The following is a 17,104-nucleotide window of genomic DNA, read 5'->3' as shown; positions in this document are numbered from 1 at the left end:
CCGGGCCGCGTCTGGCGCGACCCGGTCGGGAGGAACCTTACTTGCAGTCTTCCTTGGTCAGGAAGCGCGAGCCGGTGTCGTGGAACATCGGGTAGGTGTGGTTTTCGTTCATCGCGACAAGGTAGGTCACGGCCCAGTAGCCCATGTCCCACTGACGCTGCGCCTTCAGCGCGTCGATCACGCCGGAGCAGACGAAATCCACGGCCTCGGGCAGGTCATCCATGCCGACGATATGAACCTGACCCGCCTTGCCCGCGTTCTGAACCGCCCGCGCGGCGCCGATCGGGTTGGAGGCGTTGGAGCCGAAGATCCCGTCAAGGTCGGGATGCGCCGACAGGACGTTTTCGGTCAGCTCGACGGCCTTTTCGAGGATGTCGTCATCGGGCTGTTCGAAGACGATCTCCATCTCCGGGTGCTTGGACAGCGCGTCCTTGAAGCCCTGGATACGCTCGACATGGTCGGATGCGGTCAGGCTGCCCGACAGGATCGCGATCTTGCCCTTGCCGCCGAGGATCTCGGCCAGACGCTCACCCAGGTCATAGCCGTCCTGGACGCTGCTTTTCGGGCCGATGAAGGGGAAGGCGTCATCGCAGAAGGAGTTGAAGTTGACCACGTTGATCCCGGCCTCGACGGCCTCGTTCATCAGTTGCACGTTGGTCGCCCGGTCGAGGCAGGCAATGGCAAGGCCATCGGGATGGCGGCCGATATTCGCCTCGATCCGCTGGTTCTGATCGACGACGTCGGCCTGCGGCGGCTGGTCCCAGATCACGTCGATATCGATGCCGCGCTGCTTGAATTCCTCGGCCGCAAAGGCCGCGCCCTCGGCGACGACGTCATACCAGGGGTGGATGACCTTCGGGACGAAGACAAAGGTCAACTTCTTGTCGATGGGCGTGATGAGGTCGGCCTGGTCTTGCGCGGACGCGGCCATCGGCAGGGACAGCGCCGCCATGCAGGCCGCGGCAATCCCGAGTTTCACCTTCGATTTCATTTTACTCTCCTCCTGTTAACTGGCTTGAGGCACGAGCGTGCCGGTTGGGGCGGCGGCCTTTCAGCGCGCCACGTTCTCCGTCCCCGCCGTGAGGGTCGCGGCGGTGGACATGAAGGCTTGGACCTGGTCGAAATCGACGATCCCGGCCTGTGAGCCGAGGCCCGTCGCGTTGAGCGCGGAGCAGGCCTGCGCGAAGCGCACCGTCTCTTCCGGGGTCATGCCGCGGATCAGACCGGCGGCAAAGCCCGCGTTGAAGACATCGCCGCAGCCGCAGGTGCATTTGAGGTCGATGCGGAAGGCCGGCACCTCGAAAACCGTGCCGTTTCTGTGGTGGTAGTAGGCGCCCTCTGCGCCCAGCGTGAAGACGCAGCATTGCGCGCCGAGGTCGAGGAAGAACCGCGCAATCTCTGCCCGGTCCTTCAGGCCGGTCAGCGCCTCGGCCTCTTCGATCGAGGGGATGAAATAGTCGGTATGGGGCAGCACCGCCTTCACATCGGGCAGGTCGTCCTGCGAGCCTGCGAAGACATCGACGGTGGTGATGCAGCCGCGCGCCTTCGCGTGCTCCATCAGGGCGGCGTTGCGTGCGCCGTCCATCGCGTCCATCAGGCCGACGCCGCCAAGGTGAAAGATCTTCGTGTCGGTGACGGCATCGAAACGCTCAGGCTCAACCACGAAGGCGCCGGTCGCGCCCTTGACGTGCAGCGCCGGGCGCGAGCCGTCGGCGCGGGTCAGCACGATGGAGCTTGACGTCGGCACGCCGGGATAGCGGCGCAGGTCTGTCTGGTCGATGCCGAACGCGGCGATGCGTTGTTGCACCCAGTCGCCCATCATGTCCGCGCCGATCCCCCCGACCGCGCGGGTCGTCAGGCCAAGCTTGGCGCCGACGATGGCCGAGGTCCCGGCCGCGCCGGACACGGCAAGGGCAACCTCATCAAGAAGGACGGTGCCGCCGCCGGGCGGGACGACGCTGAACGGCCAGCCGAGGCAGTCGAAGGTGTAAAATCCAACAGATGTATAGTCACAAGACACTTTGTTGATCTCCTCCCTCGTCTTGTCAGAAGAGTGAGTGAACATAAGCTGCTCTGTCAACATAAATGTTGCGGCTTCATGCGCCGGATTCCCTGAATGATAGGGTTATCATGCCAGTATAGAGAATTTTTATGCGAACTAACGCTTTCTTCTGGCAACATTTGTACAAACTATAGTAACCTGACTGCGACAACTGTTTGACGTGGAGCGCGATCGTGAAAGCCGCTGTTCTCAAGGCCCCGAACGAAATTTCCCTGGAAGAGATCGACACCCCCAAGGCCGGAAGCGGCGATGTGGTGATTCGGGTGCGCGCGGCGACGATCTGCGGAACCGACATTCGGATCTATCGCGGGCGCAAGACCACCGGGGTACGCTATCCCTCTGTTCTGGGGCATGAATTCTCGGGTGAGGTGGTCGAGACGGGTGGTCATGCGGGCCTCTCGGTCGGTGACCGCGTCGGGCTTTGCCCCTTCATCGCCTGCGGGCATTGCGACCTCTGCAAGACCGGGCGAGAGAACCTTTGCACCCAGGGCAGCGCGGTCGGGTACGAGATCGACGGCGCGTTTGCCGAGTTGATTCGGATCCCGGCCCAGGCGGTCGCGGCCGGCAACCTGCGGCATCTGCCCGACCATATGTCCTTCGAAGAGGCTGCGCTGGTGGAGCCCTTGTCCTGCGTCGTCAACGGGCAGAACAAGGTCGGCGTTTCCTCGGCCGACAGCGTCGCGATCCTTGGCGCCGGTCCGATCGGGCTGATGCATGTCCACATCGCCCGCCATCGGGGCGCGAAACGCATCATCGTCTCGGACCCGAACGGCCACCGGCGCGATGCCGCACTTGCCGCCGGGGCCGACGCCACCATCGACCCCACGGCCGAGGATGTCGCCCTCCGTATCCGCGCGGAAACCGGGGGGCGGGGCGCGGACGTCGTGATCTGCGCCATCGGCGTGCCTGCGCTGGCGCGTCAGGCCACCGACCTTGCCGCCTTTGGCGGGCGCATCAGTCTTTTCGCGGGTTTCGCGAAGGGGGAAGTTGCCGAGATGGACGTGAACGCGATCCACTATCGCGAGCTGACCGTCACCGGCGCCTTCGGCCTGTCGCGCCGCGATTTCGACCAGTGCTTCGACATGGTTGCCACCGGCAGGCTGAACCTGAAGTCGATGATCACCCACAGCTATCCGCTTGACGCCATCGCCGACGCGCTGGCCGTTGCCGAAAGCGGCGCGGCGATCAAGGTGGCGCTGCGCGATGGCTGAGGTGCGGGACGTCGATGTCCTGATCCTTGGCGGTGGCATCAACGGCTGCGGCACGTTTCGCGATCTCTGCGCGCAAGGTGTGGACTGCCTGTTGCTGGAGCGTGCCGACTTTTGCGCGGGCGCCTCGGCCGGGTCGTCGCGGCTGATGCATGGCGGGCTGAAATACCTTGAGACGGGGGAGTTTCGTCTGGTCCGGGAAAGCGCGGAGGAGAGGAACCGCCTGCTTTCCAACGCTGCGCATTACGTCCGGCCGCTGCCGTCGATCCTGCCCCTGCGGAGCCGATATGGCGGCATCCTGCCCTCGATCCTGCGGTTCTTTCGGATCAAGGCGAAGATGGCGGACCGGGGCGGCTGGATCACCCATCTTGGGCTGACGCTTTACGATATCTACGGCCGCAGCTTCGCCAGGATGCCGAAGCACCGGATGCTGTCGCGCGCCGCGCTAGATGGTACGGTGCCGGGCCTTGATCCCGCGATCATCGGTGCCGGGCTTTATTACGAAGGCCAGATCAGCCATGCGGAACGCCTGGGCCTTGAACTGGTGCTGGATGGTGAGGTGCTGAACCCGTCCTCACGGGCGCTGAATCACGTCATGGTCGAAGGGCAGTCCGACGGTGTCGTGACCTATCTGCATGAGGGGCGGCAACAGAGGGTGCGGCCCCGGATCATCGTCAATGCCGGGGGGGCCTGGATCGACCGGGTCAATGCGGCCCTGGGCATTCCGACGCAGCTGATGGGCGGCTCCAAGGGCGCGCATCTGGTGGTGGAGAATGCCGCGCTGTTGAAGGCGCTGAACGGGCATATGGTCTATTTCGGGACGGCCGACGGGCGGGTGAATCTGGTCTACCCGTTCATGGGCCGGGTCCTGATCGGATCGACCGATATCAAGATCGAAGACCCGGATGCGGCGGTCTGTGATGAGGGTGAGGCCGACTATCTGCGCGCCGTCGTGGCGGAGATTTTCCCGGCGATCCCGGTGACGGAGGACCAGATCCTGTTCCGCTTTTCCGGCGTCCGGCCCCTGCCGCGGGCCGATGGGGACATCGGCCTTGTGACGCGCGACCATTCCGTTGCCGAAAAATCGCTGCCCTCGGGGGTGCCTGTCCTGTGCCTGATCGGCGGAAAATGGACAACATTCCGCGCGTTTGGCGCATTGGTCACGGACGACATCCTGCGACGGCTGGGGCATGTGCGCAGGGTTGGCACCGAAGACATGCAGATTGGCGGCGGCAAGGACTTCCCCGGCGCCGAAGGCCGCGCGGAATGGGTCGCCGCCTGTGCGGAACGGGCGGGGATCGACGTGGCGCGGGCCGGGGTCTTGCTGGCGCGCTATGGCACGCGGGCCGGGCTTGTGGCCGCCGGGCTGGGGGCCGACCGGCCCCTGGAAAGCCTGCCGGATTACAGCCGCGAAGAGCTTCTCTGGCTGATCCGAAACGAGCGGGTCGGAAGCGCCGAGGATTTGATCCGGCGGCGCACCGACATCGCGATTTCCGGCAGGCTGACCGACGCGGTTCAGCGGGAGGTCGAGGGGCTGTTCGCCAAGGCGTTGACGTGATCCGGCGTGGTCCGGGCTCAGCCCACCAGAAGCAGCGTGTCCGCCGCCAGGGTGGTCGTGTCATGCAAGACGATCTCGGTCGCGCCAAGGGTGATGAGAAGGTCGTCGCCCACCACGACTGACGAGAACTGGGTGGTGTCGAACACCAGCCTGTCGACCGTCGGGTCGAAGCCATAGACATGGTCCGTTCCCATCTCGGTGAAGGAAAAGACGAAGTGGTCGATGCCGGACCCGGCGAAAAGCAGGTCGTTGCCGTCCCCGCCGATCACCGTGCCACCGGCGGCGCCAAGGTGGACCTCGTCATCGCCGCCCGCGGTTGAAACAACGCCGCAGAAGGTCACGGCGTCTTCGAAAAGGACGATGTCATCGCCATCGCCGGTGGCAATATCGCCGATCACGCAGGCGCCGTTCTGAACCGAGATCACGTCGTCTGACGTCCCGGTGTGGATCGCCGTTCCGGTCCCGGAGAGGACCTGCCCGCTGAGCGTGATCTCGGCGCGCGCGAAATCGCCCTCGACCGCAATCGCCGTACCCTGGGACAGGATGGTGCCGCTGCTCATGATCTCGGCCAGGCCGCTGCCGTCGCTGCCATCCATATCGATGACCCGGATGCCCGCCGTGCCGCCGGAAATCGTCCCGGCATTGGTGACGCTGGCGTCGCCCTGAACCTCGACCCGCACGCCGTCGCCGGAGGCGAGGACCGTTCCGTGATTGACGACCTCGGCGGAGGAGCCTGCGAGGGCAGGTTGGCGGTTGCCGGAGAAGGTGAAGTCGATCCGGGCCGTGGCAAGGATGCCTGCCATGTCGCTGCCATAGGCATGGATCAGTCCAAGATTGGTGACCAGCCCGTCCACTCCGCCTTCATTCATGACCGCGCATTCCCCCGCACCGGCCAGAACGAGGCCAACGGTCTGGGTTGTGGCGACGCCCAGCCCGGCCTGGGTTCGAATGGCAAACCCGTTGGCCGAGGACACGATCCCGCCCGTCTCGACCAGCGCATCCCCCATCCCGGAAAACGCGCCGATCGCCCCGCCGCCCGCGATTTCGGACTGAACGATGCCGTCGAAGGTGATCCGCGCATCGCCAAGCAGAGAGCCCGCCGCGATCAGCTCATCCACGGGACCGGAAAGGGGTGCTTCGCCTTCCGCTACGGGAAGGGGCAGATCCACCATCGCCCCGGCGTCGGCGGTGCTGAGAATGATGCCGGTCACATCCACCGTCGCATCGAACAGGGAGACCGCCGCGACGGCCAGCGCCGAGGGCGCATCAATCGCCATGATCCCGCTGAAGGTAACGTCAACCGCCTCGTCATAGACGCCGCCAAGGCCCCAGACAAAATCATCGGCCGCGGCAAGATAAATGCCGGTAAAGTCCACACTGGCCACAATAAATTCTCCGAAATGAATCACGTCAACGAAGGGGACATGAACATGTATCCGTTGCCCCGTCAACGCTTTCCCGACGGTGTCGCCGCCGCTCTGCAAGGGCGCTTTCGCGCGGGGCGCCCTTCGGTCGTCGGGGCGCTATTCGGGGGGCGGAAGCAGCGACATGGCCGATTGCAGGATGGAGGCCAGGGATACCGCCCGCAACCGCTCTTCGATCATCGCGTCGAGCGAGGAATAAAGGTCATAGACGACCCGGTCTATGGCGCGCCCCTCGTCGCAATTGGACTGCGGCATCCCGAAGCGCTTGGAAAACGGACCGCTGCCCTGGATCGCCTCAAGCAATTGCCAAAGGTTGATCTCCTCGGGGTCGCGGATCAGGCGATAGCCGCCCACGGCGCCGACGACCGCCTCGACATAGCCGGCCAGAACGATCGGGCGCATGACACGCTTGATGATGATCGCGCTGACCGAGATGTTTTCCGAAATGAACTGCGCGCTGGATACTGCCTGCCCGCGGACCGCCAGAACGCACATTGCATGTGTCGCCACGGCGAAACGTTGATCGACACCGTCGAATTTCCGTGTCTTTTCGCCGTCGCGTTCCATCGCAGAGCGTCTTTCCTGAAGGTCACATGAACATCGGTGATACCACTATCCAAAAGGCACAGAACCATTTCACACGGGTTTCACCGACATAGTCGAGCAGAAATGGCGCAAGGAAACCACCCAAAAGCGCGCCTGGTGCCACGAGGAGCGCGACGTCAACCTCAACGCCCTGCGACCCCGGCAAACCGATACGCGCCAATACGACGCAAAGCGCCGTCACGATAACGGCAAGGCCGACGGCCTCGACCGCGCGCAGGCCGCGCAACATCAGGTATATCGCGAGCAACTCGCCGACACCAATCGAAATCCAGCCCACAAAGGCGCCGCCGATCAGGCCCACAAGGCACAACATGGCGCCATCCGTCCCCATGGCGAGGGGCCGGTGGGTCAGGACACGGGCGAATTGCGTGGCCAGCAGTGCCGCCAGAAGGCCGAGGGACAGAACCTTGAAGATCAGCGCAAGCGGCCAGTCGGGGCGAAACCCGCCCAGGGTGGCCAGCCAATACCCGACGAGGGCGGCGGGCAGGACGGTCAGGACGATCCCGGCCGATGACAGGCGCGCCGTGCCGCCGTCTTCAAGCCTGGGCAGGGCAGGGATGCTGCCGCGCGAGAGATAGGTCAGGGCGCCCATGCTCATCCCGAAGCACTGGATCAGCAGGCTGGTGCCGACGATCCGGTCTTCCGGCAGCGCCAGAACGTCGAAGGCGGGGACAAAGACGACCCCGCCGCCGATCCCGGTGGAGTTTGCGACCAGCGCGCCGCCAAGACCGACGAGGACAAGCCACCATTGTTCCACAAGCCCGCTGAGGCCCGGTCCCTGCGCGAACAGGACCAGCAGCAGCGCCGCCAGCCCCAGCCGCGCCGCGTCGAAGGGACGGGCGGCGAACCTCGCCACCGCCCGCCCCGAAGCGCCGTCACCAGGCCGCGGCGGCATTACCAAGCTCGGTCTGGGCCTTGCAACGGAATTGCTGGGCGACCTCGGCGGGAGCCCAGGCATTGCCGGAGGCGACGAAGGAGATGTCGCGCAGCCCCATGAAGCCGAAGATGGTGGAGATATAGGGCGTCAACTGATCCAGCGCGTTCATGTCTGTCCCTGCGGTATAATCGAAGGCCGAACTCCAGATCACCTTCATCTTCTTCTTCGGATCAAGCAGCGGGGTCGGGCCGGTCTTGGGGTCGAAGCCGAAGGTCTCGTTCACGCGAACGAGGTTGTCAATGTACCCCTTAAGCTGCCAGGGCGCGGAGAAGTTGAACATTGGCGTGGCCAGCACGACATGCGTGGCGGCATGAAGCTCGGCAATCGCCTTGTCGCTGGCGGCGAGGGCCGCGTGATGGGCCGTGCTGCGCTGGTCCTTCGGCGTCATGTTCGCCTCGATCCACGGCTGATCGGGACCGGCGATCGGGGTTTGGCCCAGGTCATGCTCGACGACCGGCGCATCCGGGTTGGCGGCCGCCCATTGATCGACGAACGCCCGCGCCAGCGCCGAAGAGGTCGAGTCGCTGCGGGGCGAGAAGGTCAGGAAAAGCAGGGATTTGGTCATGGTAGTCTCCATTGAGTGGTGGTTGGAAAGGTTTCGGGGATCGGTCAGGCGTCCTGCGCCAGACAGAGGGCTGCCGAGATCGACAGGTGATCGGCACGGCGCGGCGCGACGATCTGGACGGCGCGGGGCAGGCCGTCCTGCCCAGGCGCGACCGGGGCGACGGTGGCAGGCAGGCCAAGGGCGTTGAAAATGGCCGAAAGCGCGATGTCGAAGGGACGCATCAGGGTCTTGCCGTGACGCGGGGCGGGGCCGGTGACCGGCGGGCAAAGCAACAGGCCGCCGGGGCCGAGCATATCTGTGACCTCGGCCTCAAGACGGTCGGCCGCGTGCGCCAGCTTGTGCCAGTGTCCCGCAGGGCGCGGGTCGGCCCGCGACAGGGCCGCCAGCACGAAGGCCGGAAAGCTGTGACGCCCGCGCCCAAGGATTTGCCGACCCGCCTCGCGCAGGAGCGGAACCCTGGTGCCGCCGCCCAGCAGGCGCGAAAGATCGACAGGGCGCTCCTCCGCCGTCATCAGCCGGGCCATCCACAGCTCAAAGCCCCGCTCAAGCAGCCGCACCGGCGCCATACGAAGACGCGCGCCCCGGCGCTGGAGGATCTCTGCCGCCCTCGACACTGCCCATCGCTGGGCAGCCTCGACCGCAGAGCCAAGGCGCAACGTCGGGGCCGACAGGACCCAGATGTCCGTCCCGTCGATCAGGGCGGGGTCGGGGGTCGGACCGGCAAGCGGGCTTTCGATCCCGGGCTGCACCCCGTCCGGCCCCATGATGGCTTTCAGGATCGGCCACAGATCCCCGGCAGCGCGGCACATCGGGCCAGGGGCAAAATAGCGGGCGAGTGCCGCGCCTTCGGCCTTTGGCCCCCGGTCCATGGGGAAATGCCCGGTCAGCGGGACCAGACCCATGCTGGGCTTGTGGGCATAAAGGCCGCACCACGCCGCCGGGATACGCACCGAGCCGCCGCCATCCGCCCCAAGCGCGGCGCTTACCGCGCCTGCGGCGACCAGCGCGGCGTCCCCGCCGCTGCTGCCGCCGGGGCTGCGCGACGGGTCAAGCGGGTGACAGGCGCGCCCGGTCAGCCGGTTCGTCGTCTCGGTCCAAAGCGCCATCTCGGCCATGCTGCCCTGGCCGACGATCACGGCACCCGCCGCGCGCAGCCGTGCGACGGCGGTCCCGTCTTCGGTCGCGATCCGGCCACGGAAGACGCTGCTGCCCATTGTCCAGGGCGCGCCCGCGCATTTCAGCCCCTCTTTCACTGTCATCGGCAGCCCGAGAAGCGGCATGTCGTCAAGGGCGGCCTGCCCAAGCCTGCGTGCGATGGCGTCAGCGCGCCGCGCATCGGTCAGCGCGGTGTCGGCATTGCTGTGGCTTAGCGCGCGAAGACGCGGCCCCGCGACGGCCAGGCGGTCCAGCGCCTCGCGGGTCAGCGCCTCTGACGTGGCGCGCCCGGCGGCGATCAGCGCGCTTTGTGGCGCGATGCGCGCGGTCGCGGGCGGCCCCGCCACCGGGGCGCCGTGCTGTCGCGTCGGGGCAATCATCACGACTGCGCCCCTGCCATCTGTCGGTCTGGCAAGGAAGGCTGCCCCGTCTGCGGCGTCCCGGACACGGGGCAAATCGGCGCCGCTGCCGGTGATCCCCTTTCGTGATCCCCCTGCGGGAACAGGAAGGCCTGCGGCGGCTGGAACGCGCTGGCATCCGCCGCCCCCGTTCTTTCCGCGCGTTCGTAGATCCACGGGACAAGCCCGATCGTGGCGGCCTTCGCCAGATCGCCCAGGGCGGCCCCGGTTTCGACCAGGGCAAGCGGCCAAAGCGCGGGGCGGCGGAGCGGTGACAGCATCCCAAGCGCCACCATCCGCAGCATCGCGCGCTTTTTGAAATAGCGGGCGATCAGCCGTCCGCGCGCGATGTTGTCGGGACGGTAGTAGGAAAACGGGATTGTCCTTTCGTAAAGCGCCGGGATGCGGGCGACGATCTCTTCGGTATCGGAGGTTTCGGCCAGATGCACCATGATCCGGGGGAAGGGCTCAACCGGCGGCTGGGTCTTGGGGCAATGTCGTCGCAGCAGGCCCGCCACCTGTCGCGCCACGCCCGCGTTCAGGAACCGGCCGGACATGTAATTGGGTACGACGAGGTGGAAATACCCCATATTGGCCAGGAGCAGCGTCCAGGCCATGCGCACCGGGTCATCCATGATGTGATACCAGTGCGACCACTGGTCCTGAAGCGCCAGCTGTGCCGTCAGATGGCCTTCAAGCGCTTCGACATAGCAGGGCGTCAGCGCCCCCGCGCGCGCCTTGAGGATCATCGAGGCGATCTGCGGGATCTGATGGCCGAGATAGGCGATCCCCGCGCTGTTGGCCGGGTCGAAGGTAAAGCCGCTGTCGCCGAGAAGGAACCACCGCCCCTTGCGGCAATAATAGGATGACGCCTCGTACATGTAGTTGAAGTAGCGCGACTGATCGACCATCTCGCCCGACCGGACAAGCCGCGCCAGCGCCGGGTGATCCCGGTCGAGGATCGCGCAGAACCTGTCCAGGCCCATGGCCTGTTCACCGGACACATCGCCGCGATAGGTGATGCCCATGCTTACCATGTCGCCGCCTTCCGGGGCGCGCATGGGGATGATCCAGATCCAGTAGCCGTCGCCGTAGAAATGGTGAGTGACGTAGTAGGAGCCGAAGCAATGCTGGCGCAGCTTCGCGAGGGCCATCCCTTCAAGGATCGCGCGATCGAAGCCCTTCAGCCGGAACCAGTAGGAATTGCGCTGACAGGGCGGCGCCTTGTGCAGGTCGAGCTGCCGTGCCAGCAGGCGCGCGCGGCCAGAGCAGTCGATGACGTGATCGGCGGCCAGCACCTCGGCCGTGCCGTCGTTGCGCTGGATATGGACCTGGGGCGCGGGGCCGGAGTCGAGGTCGACCGACTGCACCTTGCCCGCGATGCGCGTCACCTGCGGGGCGATGCGCGCCTCAAGCTCACGGTCGAACGTATGGCGGTTGAGGTTGTAGGATGGCAGCCGGATGACGCCCGGCGCCTCATGCTGCACATAGTCGGGGGTCGGCGCGCCCGCCGCGCCCGGCGGCAGGCGGAAATAGTAGGTCAGGCCGTATTTGTGCAGATGTTCTTCTTCAAGATAGGTCCCCAGCCCGAGAGCCTTGAAGAACTGCACCGTCACCTCGACCGTGCTTTCCCCGACGACGGGCAGCCCGTCCCGTTCCGGGTCGACAAGCGTGATGCGCGCGTCCGGGATGCTGCGGGCGAGGTAGAGCGCGGCCAGCTTTCCAGCCAGCCCGCCGCCAAGGAGTGCGATGGAAGTCACTGTGATCGTCCCTCGATGAAATCCGCGTTCAGGCCAAAGACGTCGGTCGGCGGCGCATACCGGCCGGGTGAGATCACGCGGTCGGGATCGAGCGCGGCGCGCACACGCTCGGCCAGCCACCAGTGATCGGGGGCGGCAGAGGTTGCCTCATCCATCAGGTCGGCGTGGAAGCGATAGGGCTCGAACCCCAGCGCCCGGCCCTGGGCGATCAGGGCGCGCAGGCAGGACATGGCGCGCTCGCTGTTTTCCGCGTCGCGTGGGAAAAGCAGCGGCACCGTGCTGTCGAACGCCGAGGACGACAGTGTCGAGAAGGTGATCGGCGGCACGAAGCCGTGCGTGGCACAGGTGCGGGTCACAAAGTCCACATAGGTGCGGGCCGCATCGCCGCGCATCGGCACGATCGGCGCGTACCACAGCAGGCCGCAGCCGTCCTGCGCCGGGTCGGCGCCGATGCCCGCCTTGGGGAAGGGCCGGTCCGATCCGGCATAGGCCAGTTGCAGCGCGAAGGCATTGGGGTGGCCGGAAAGTACCTCATGCGCCGCCCCGACAGAGCTGACCATGTCATGCAGCGCCGCGGGGATCAGCCGGGCCAGGGGCCGCAGGCCGGTCGCGCGGCGGGCAAGGCGCAGCGTATCCTCATTGACGAAGCGCAGCGCCCGGACCTTTCCGCGCAGCGCCTGCCGGATCACGCCCCGCCCCGCCCGGACCACCCGGCGCCGGCCGAACACCACGCCGGTCCCTACCCAGGGACAGCCGCGCGTGGCCGAGGCGCCCGCCATCGCCTCGATCCGCGCGGCGTTCATCAGGTTGATGCCGCCGATTTCAAGCCCGGACCTTGTGCAAAGCGCGCGCATCGCCTCAACTGTCTCGCCGAGCCCGCTGTCCCTGGACAGCCAGAAGACGAACATCTCGACCCGCTCGGGGCGGGGTTTGAGTTGCAGCACCATCTCCGTCACCACGGCCCCGCCGGACTGGCTGAAAATACCGTCGAGATAGGGGCCGACACCCCACCGATAGGGGCCGGGGGCATCGCCCTGCTGAAGCGCCGAGCGGTAGGGGCGGCCCTCTGCGGTGATCGCGGCAAGGCCAAGAACGGCCTGGAAATGGTCCGAGATCGGGGTCATGCCATAGCCCCGCTCAAGCGCGTTGCCCATCAGGCTGCAATCGGGTCCGGCGCCGGTCGTCGGTACCATGAACCGCGCGCCCTTCCTTGCCAGAAAGGCCGCCAACTGGCCCTGGGTCACGCCGGGTTCGACCCGCACGATGCCGAGGTCGTCATCGAAGGACAGGATCCTGTTCATCTGCGACAGATCGAGGATCAGATCGGCCACGCCCCGGCCCGGCCGCGCGGTGCCGTAGCCCCAGTTGCGCCCGCTGGACACCGGATGAACCGTTGCCCCGGCGGCGCGGGCATGGGCCAGCGCGTGCGCTATCTCTTCGCTGTCGCGAATGGCCAGGACCAGCGGCCGCCCCTCGCGAGTGTGAACGCAGGTGTCCTGCATCCGCGCGGCGGCTTCGTCCGCACCGACAAGCCGGCCGCTCTGGGTGCAGCCGCGCAGCGCGTCTTCAAGCTTTCGCCGGACATCGTCCCTGGCTGTCGGGCGGGGGCAGGTCGAAGCGTGCTGGTTCATCGCGGGAACCTGAGGCCGCCGAGGCCAAGGAACATGCGCAACTGCGCCAGTTCCGCCCGGCGCGTCCGGCTTAACCGGCGCACCGCCTGATGAAACAGGGCATTCCCGCCCGGCACCATGTTGCGTGCAGGCGTCGCCGCGACCATGGCCAGGGGCGCAAGGGGCGTCCGGTAGAACGCGACATTCCGTCGGGACAGCCGTGCGATCTCGGTCTGGAAATCGCCGGGCGTGAAGGCGGCGTGCAGGCTTGCGCGATAGTCCTGCGTCAGGGCCTTTGTCTCGGACACGGCAACCTTGGCGACAAAGATCTCAAGCGATCTGTCGCTGCGCAGCCGTCCGAAATCCATCAGGTAAAGCGCGCCGCCCGGACGCAGCACCCTTCCGATGGCGTCAAAGCAGCGGGTCAGCGCGCCGCGGTCCGGCAGATGGTGCAGCGCCATGGACGAGATCACCGCATCCACCGATCCGTCCGCAATACCGTCAAGCGTGGAAAAATCGCCCTCGACGAAATCGACGTTGGACAGACCGGCGGCCGCGGCGGCCGCGCGCCCTTCGGCCAGCATGTTGGGCGCAAGATCGATCCCGCGAAACCGCGTCGCCGGATTCCATCGAGCAATGAGGTTGAGGAGCTGACCCGACCCGCAGCCGAGGTCCAGCACCAGATCCCCGGTGCGTACCCGCGCAGAGACCTGCGCGGCATTGTAAAGATAGGGACCAAAAAGCGCGCCGCCTTCCGTCCCGCAGGACGTATAGTCGGACACGGTGCCGGCATCGTTCATGACCAGCTCATGCTCCGGCTGGCGGGGCAGCGGGTCACGTGCGGTGGCCTCATACCAAAGCGCGCGGGGAATATCACCAAGCATGGGAGGTCTCCGGCTGCCGCGTGGCGTCGGTCAGGGTGAGGTTGAGCTTCGGGAAGTACTTTTGCAGGACGCGGATCTCCGTTTCGGCAAGCCCGCCTTCCAGACGCGCCAGATCGCTGACCATCGCGCTGACATCGCCCTGCTGAAGCGGGCTGGTCGCGGCAGAGAGGGCTCTGAAATCCGGGTGGCAGGAGAAATCGAAGCGGTCGCTGGGCGCGCAGAACAGATCGTAGAAGGACAGCCCGGCGCCCCGATCTATGATCTTGCCGGAATAGAGCCGGTGAAACCGCATCTGCGCCCCGGCCGCATCCAGCACCATCGGGACCGAGGCGGCGCCGTTCAGCGTCTCATACGAACGGGTGGCGCCGATCCGGCGGAACTGAAGTACGGCGTCGTAGAAATGCCGTGCCGAAGGATGGATGCCGATCAGAAGGTCATCGACCCGGCGCCAGTTGCGCGCCCAGCGATACAGCATGTTGAACAACATGATGGAGATGGCAGAGCGGCGCTCTGTCTTTTCAAGCGCCAGCGCGCCGACCTCGGCCAGTTTGCGGTGCCTGTTGCGCACCCGGGCCACATCCTCGGCGTGAACCTGTTCGATCGGCAGGCCCAGTTCGGAATCCTCGATCAGCGACACGGTCCCGACGACGGCGTCACCGCGCAGGGCGATGAAGGTGGTCGTCGTCGGAAGGATGTTCAGGATCTTCATCCGTATCTGCCCGGAACCGGCGATGCCGCGTTCGACATAGGACCGTTCCAGAAGCGCGAAGGCGTGCCTGAGTTCTTCCTGGGTAGAGGCGATCTTGTAGCGGATGCCCGGCGTGGAGAAATCGCGCGCGGCCATCCGCTTCAGGGCAACATGGCGGATCACCGGCTTCGGCACGACGTTCAGATGTGCGTTCTTCCACTTTCGAACCTGGTCTTTCATCTTCAAACCTCACCTGCCGGGCCGGGCGGTCCGGGAAAAGAACAGTGGTGGCATCAGGCTTTGAGCGGCACCTTGAACGACCGGGTGGCGCGCGCGACGATCCGCGCCGTGCTTCTGGCGCCATCGCTGTGATGCAGCCAGGACCGGCACAGATCCTCGACCCAGTCAGGCCGATCCTTGGCCGCGTCATTCAGCCAGTTCGCCACGGAATCCTGTGGGTATTTCTCCGGCTCCGCGCGCATCGGCTGCAAAAGCGGTAGCCCGCGTTCGGGCGCGGTGCGCAGCTCGGCGATGGCCTTGCACCAGACACCGCGCGGGCGCAGCGCCTCGACCGCGAAACGGCGCAGAAGGGGGTTACGCTCAAGCGTCCATGGCGCAAGCGCGGCAATGCTCTGGTCGAGGTCGCGCACCAGACGCGGCCGCACCGCAAGCCAGGCCCATTCCCGGACGCCGAAATGGCTGTCGGCGGCAAACGGGCGGACAGTGTCGAGAACGGCGGGAATGTCCGCGGTGTCGAGATCGACCGCGAGACCATAGATCGCCAGCCCCCGCACCGTGTCGCTGACATGGGTTTGCAGCGTCCGAAGCCCATCGGCCCCCAGGTGATCGCGCAAGGCCGCACCCGCCAGGCGCATCTTGCCCGAGATCCCTTCCTTGCCGAAATCGACCGGCGCCATCGCCGGGGCGATGGCCTTCAGAAGCACCGCGAAGTCGATTTTCAGGATTTCACCCAGGACACGCGATTCGACCGTCGCGCGGGACAGGTCGACGGACCGCTGAAATTCAGGGGCGGCGGCTGATACTATCACAGCGAGAAATTCCTATAATCAAATCAATCAAACCAGTTGGTGTATCTGTTACCATTTGGTTAACCATTGTCAACTCGGAAGATCACTGGCGCCGATGGCGCTACGACCCGGATGAGGGGAATGGTCCGGCGCCCGCGACAGCCGCCCCGCCTGGGGTCGCCGACAGCGACCCGGATCTCAGGCCGGGGCGGTGTCGAGAAGGCGCTTTGCCGTCGCCTCATCGGTGATGAGGACGCTTGGCTTCACGGCGCTCAGGATCGCCTGCATGATCTCGATCTTCTCGGCGCCGCCGGAGATCAGCACCTTGTTGGGGATGCGCTTCAACCGGTCGATGGACATGGAGATGGACCGGTCGTTGACGGGGTGGTCCACCGGCACGCCGTTCTTGTCGAGGAAGTTGTAAAGCAGATCACCCACCGCCCCCGCCTCGATCAGCGACTGACGCTCTGCCTCGGAGACATGGCCGAGCCGGTAGGAGGTGGTCAGCGTCGAGATGCCGCCGCAGGACAACAGCGCGACATCGCAGTAATCGGCCATTTGCAGGATCTGCTCAAGGCCGCAATGTTCCAGAAGCGCGTGGCGGGTCTGGATCGAATCGACCAGCGCGGGGGCGGAGATCAGGAAGCCCTCGGCATCGAACAATTCGGCAAACTGCCAGGCGAACTCCGCCGGGTTCGACCGGCGGGCCTGCGCGATGCCACCCAGAAGGGAGACCACGCGCACACCTTCCAGAGGGCGGCCCTCGATGAATTGCAGCATCGTGTGCATGGTCTGGCCCCAGCCCACGCCCACGGTCATGTTGTTGTGCATCGTCTCGGTCACATAGACCCCGGCGGCCGATGCGATGACGCGGGTCGGGGCGTCGTTTTCATCCTCAAGCGGCGCGACGATTGCGCGTTCAAGGCCGAAGCGGTTTTCCAGCTTGTTCTGCAACTCGATCAGGGGCGCCAGCGGCGACATGATGCGGATCACCACCTCGCCGCGCTTCTTGGCTTCGGACAGAAGCCGCGTGATCATCACCCGGTTGACGCCAAGCTTTTCGGCCACGTCCGACTGGGTCATGCCCTCGATATAGTAAAGCCAGGCGGCGCGCACCCGAAGGGTGTCGCTTGAGCCGGGGGATTTCCGTTCCCCGCCCGTCTCCGCCGCCCTGGTCTTGTTGTCCTTCGGCATCGCCATCTTTCCGCCCCGTAACCTCCG

15 protein-coding genes are annotated in these 17,104 nt (G+C 66.0%); 2 read left to right on the top strand and 13 right to left on the bottom strand.

The genetic code is table 11. From position 1 onward, the window contains the following. Positions 1-37 precede the first annotated feature (37 nt). Both LX70_RS18715 and LX70_RS18710 read right to left on the bottom strand, forming a co-directional pair. Positions 38-991: a substrate-binding domain-containing protein gene (locus LX70_RS18715; protein WP_245885140.1), complete on the bottom strand. Its 954-nt coding sequence runs from the start codon at positions 989-991 to the stop codon at positions 38-40. 60 nt (positions 992-1,051) lie between these two features. Then, complete coding sequence (locus LX70_RS18710; RefSeq protein ID WP_105516372.1) at positions 1,052-2,020, bottom strand: carbohydrate kinase family protein; 969 nt, start codon at positions 2,018-2,020, stop codon at positions 1,052-1,054. A 215-nt stretch (positions 2,021-2,235) separates the two neighbouring features. Here LX70_RS18710 and LX70_RS18705 point away from each other — a divergent pair, with 215 nt between their 5' ends. Continuing rightward, entirely contained in the window at positions 2,236-3,273 is a 1,038-nt protein-coding gene (locus tag LX70_RS18705) for a zinc-dependent dehydrogenase (protein ID WP_105516371.1), read from the top strand. After that, a complete protein-coding gene (locus LX70_RS18700; RefSeq protein WP_105516317.1) occupies positions 3,266-4,828 on the top strand; it encodes a glycerol-3-phosphate dehydrogenase/oxidase in 1,563 nt (520 codons plus the stop codon). Before LX70_RS18705 ends, LX70_RS18700 begins: the two co-directional genes overlap by 8 nt. A 17-nt stretch (positions 4,829-4,845) precedes the next feature. Here the strand turns inward: LX70_RS18700 and LX70_RS18695 are convergent, their stop codons facing one another. The 11 genes from LX70_RS18695 to LX70_RS18645 all read right to left on the bottom strand — a co-directional run bounded on the left by LX70_RS18695 (position 4,846) and on the right by LX70_RS18645 (position 17,083). Beyond that, positions 4,846-6,213, bottom strand: a complete 1,368-nt coding sequence (locus LX70_RS18695) for a hypothetical protein (protein ID WP_146111658.1) — start codon at positions 6,211-6,213, stop codon at positions 4,846-4,848. Positions 6,214-6,351: 138 nt separating this feature from the next. Then, entirely contained in the window at positions 6,352-6,819 is a 468-nt protein-coding gene (locus tag LX70_RS18690; RefSeq protein WP_105516315.1) for an Rrf2 family transcriptional regulator, read from the bottom strand. A gap of 22 nt (positions 6,820-6,841) precedes the next feature. Further along, entirely contained in the window at positions 6,842-7,714 is an 873-nt protein-coding gene (locus LX70_RS18685) for a sulfite exporter TauE/SafE family protein (protein WP_170076255.1), read from the bottom strand. A gap of 19 nt (positions 7,715-7,733) precedes the next feature. Then, positions 7,734-8,360 carry an FMN-dependent NADH-azoreductase gene (locus LX70_RS18680; RefSeq protein ID WP_170076254.1) on the bottom strand — a complete coding sequence of 209 codons (627 nt, stop codon included), beginning with the start codon at positions 8,358-8,360 and terminating at the stop codon, positions 7,734-7,736. 44 nt (positions 8,361-8,404) lie between these two features. Further along, entirely contained in the window at positions 8,405-9,895 is a 1,491-nt protein-coding gene (locus LX70_RS18675; protein ID WP_105516312.1) for an amidase, read from the bottom strand. Continuing rightward, positions 9,895-11,673 carry an NAD(P)/FAD-dependent oxidoreductase gene (locus tag LX70_RS18670; RefSeq protein ID WP_146111657.1) on the bottom strand — a complete coding sequence of 593 codons (1,779 nt, stop codon included), beginning with the start codon at positions 11,671-11,673 and terminating at the stop codon, positions 9,895-9,897. The genes LX70_RS18675 and LX70_RS18670 overlap by 1 nt, the downstream gene beginning before the upstream one ends. Then, positions 11,670-13,304 (bottom strand): FAD-binding oxidoreductase, encoded by a 1,635-nt coding sequence (locus LX70_RS18665; RefSeq protein ID WP_105516310.1) that lies wholly within the window; start codon positions 13,302-13,304, stop codon positions 11,670-11,672. Before LX70_RS18665 ends, LX70_RS18670 begins: the two co-directional genes overlap by 4 nt. After that, the gene (locus LX70_RS18660; protein ID WP_105516309.1) at positions 13,301-14,167 is read right to left on the bottom strand and encodes a class I SAM-dependent methyltransferase; all 867 of its coding nucleotides are present in this window, start codon (positions 14,165-14,167) and stop codon (positions 13,301-13,303) included. The genes LX70_RS18665 and LX70_RS18660 overlap by 4 nt, the downstream gene beginning before the upstream one ends. Beyond that, positions 14,157-15,095, bottom strand: coding sequence for an N-acyl amino acid synthase FeeM domain-containing protein (locus tag LX70_RS18655; RefSeq protein WP_105516308.1), 939 nt, complete (start codon positions 15,093-15,095; stop codon positions 14,157-14,159). The genes LX70_RS18660 and LX70_RS18655 overlap by 11 nt, the downstream gene beginning before the upstream one ends. A 53-nt stretch (positions 15,096-15,148) precedes the next feature. Then, complete coding sequence (locus LX70_RS18650; RefSeq protein ID WP_211301753.1) at positions 15,149-15,904, bottom strand: DNA alkylation repair protein; 756 nt, start codon at positions 15,902-15,904, stop codon at positions 15,149-15,151. Positions 15,905-16,081: 177 nt separating this feature from the next. After that, complete coding sequence (locus LX70_RS18645; protein WP_245885139.1) at positions 16,082-17,083, bottom strand: sugar-binding transcriptional regulator; 1,002 nt, start codon at positions 17,081-17,083, stop codon at positions 16,082-16,084. Between the last annotated feature and the right edge of the window lie 21 nt (positions 17,084-17,104).

Source organism: Albidovulum denitrificans (assembly GCF_002973535.1).
Lineage (GTDB): Bacteria > Pseudomonadota > Alphaproteobacteria > Rhodobacterales > Rhodobacteraceae > Albidovulum > Albidovulum denitrificans.
The sequence above is the reverse complement of the archived record's forward strand: the minus strand, read 5'-3'. Positions and strand labels throughout refer to the sequence as shown.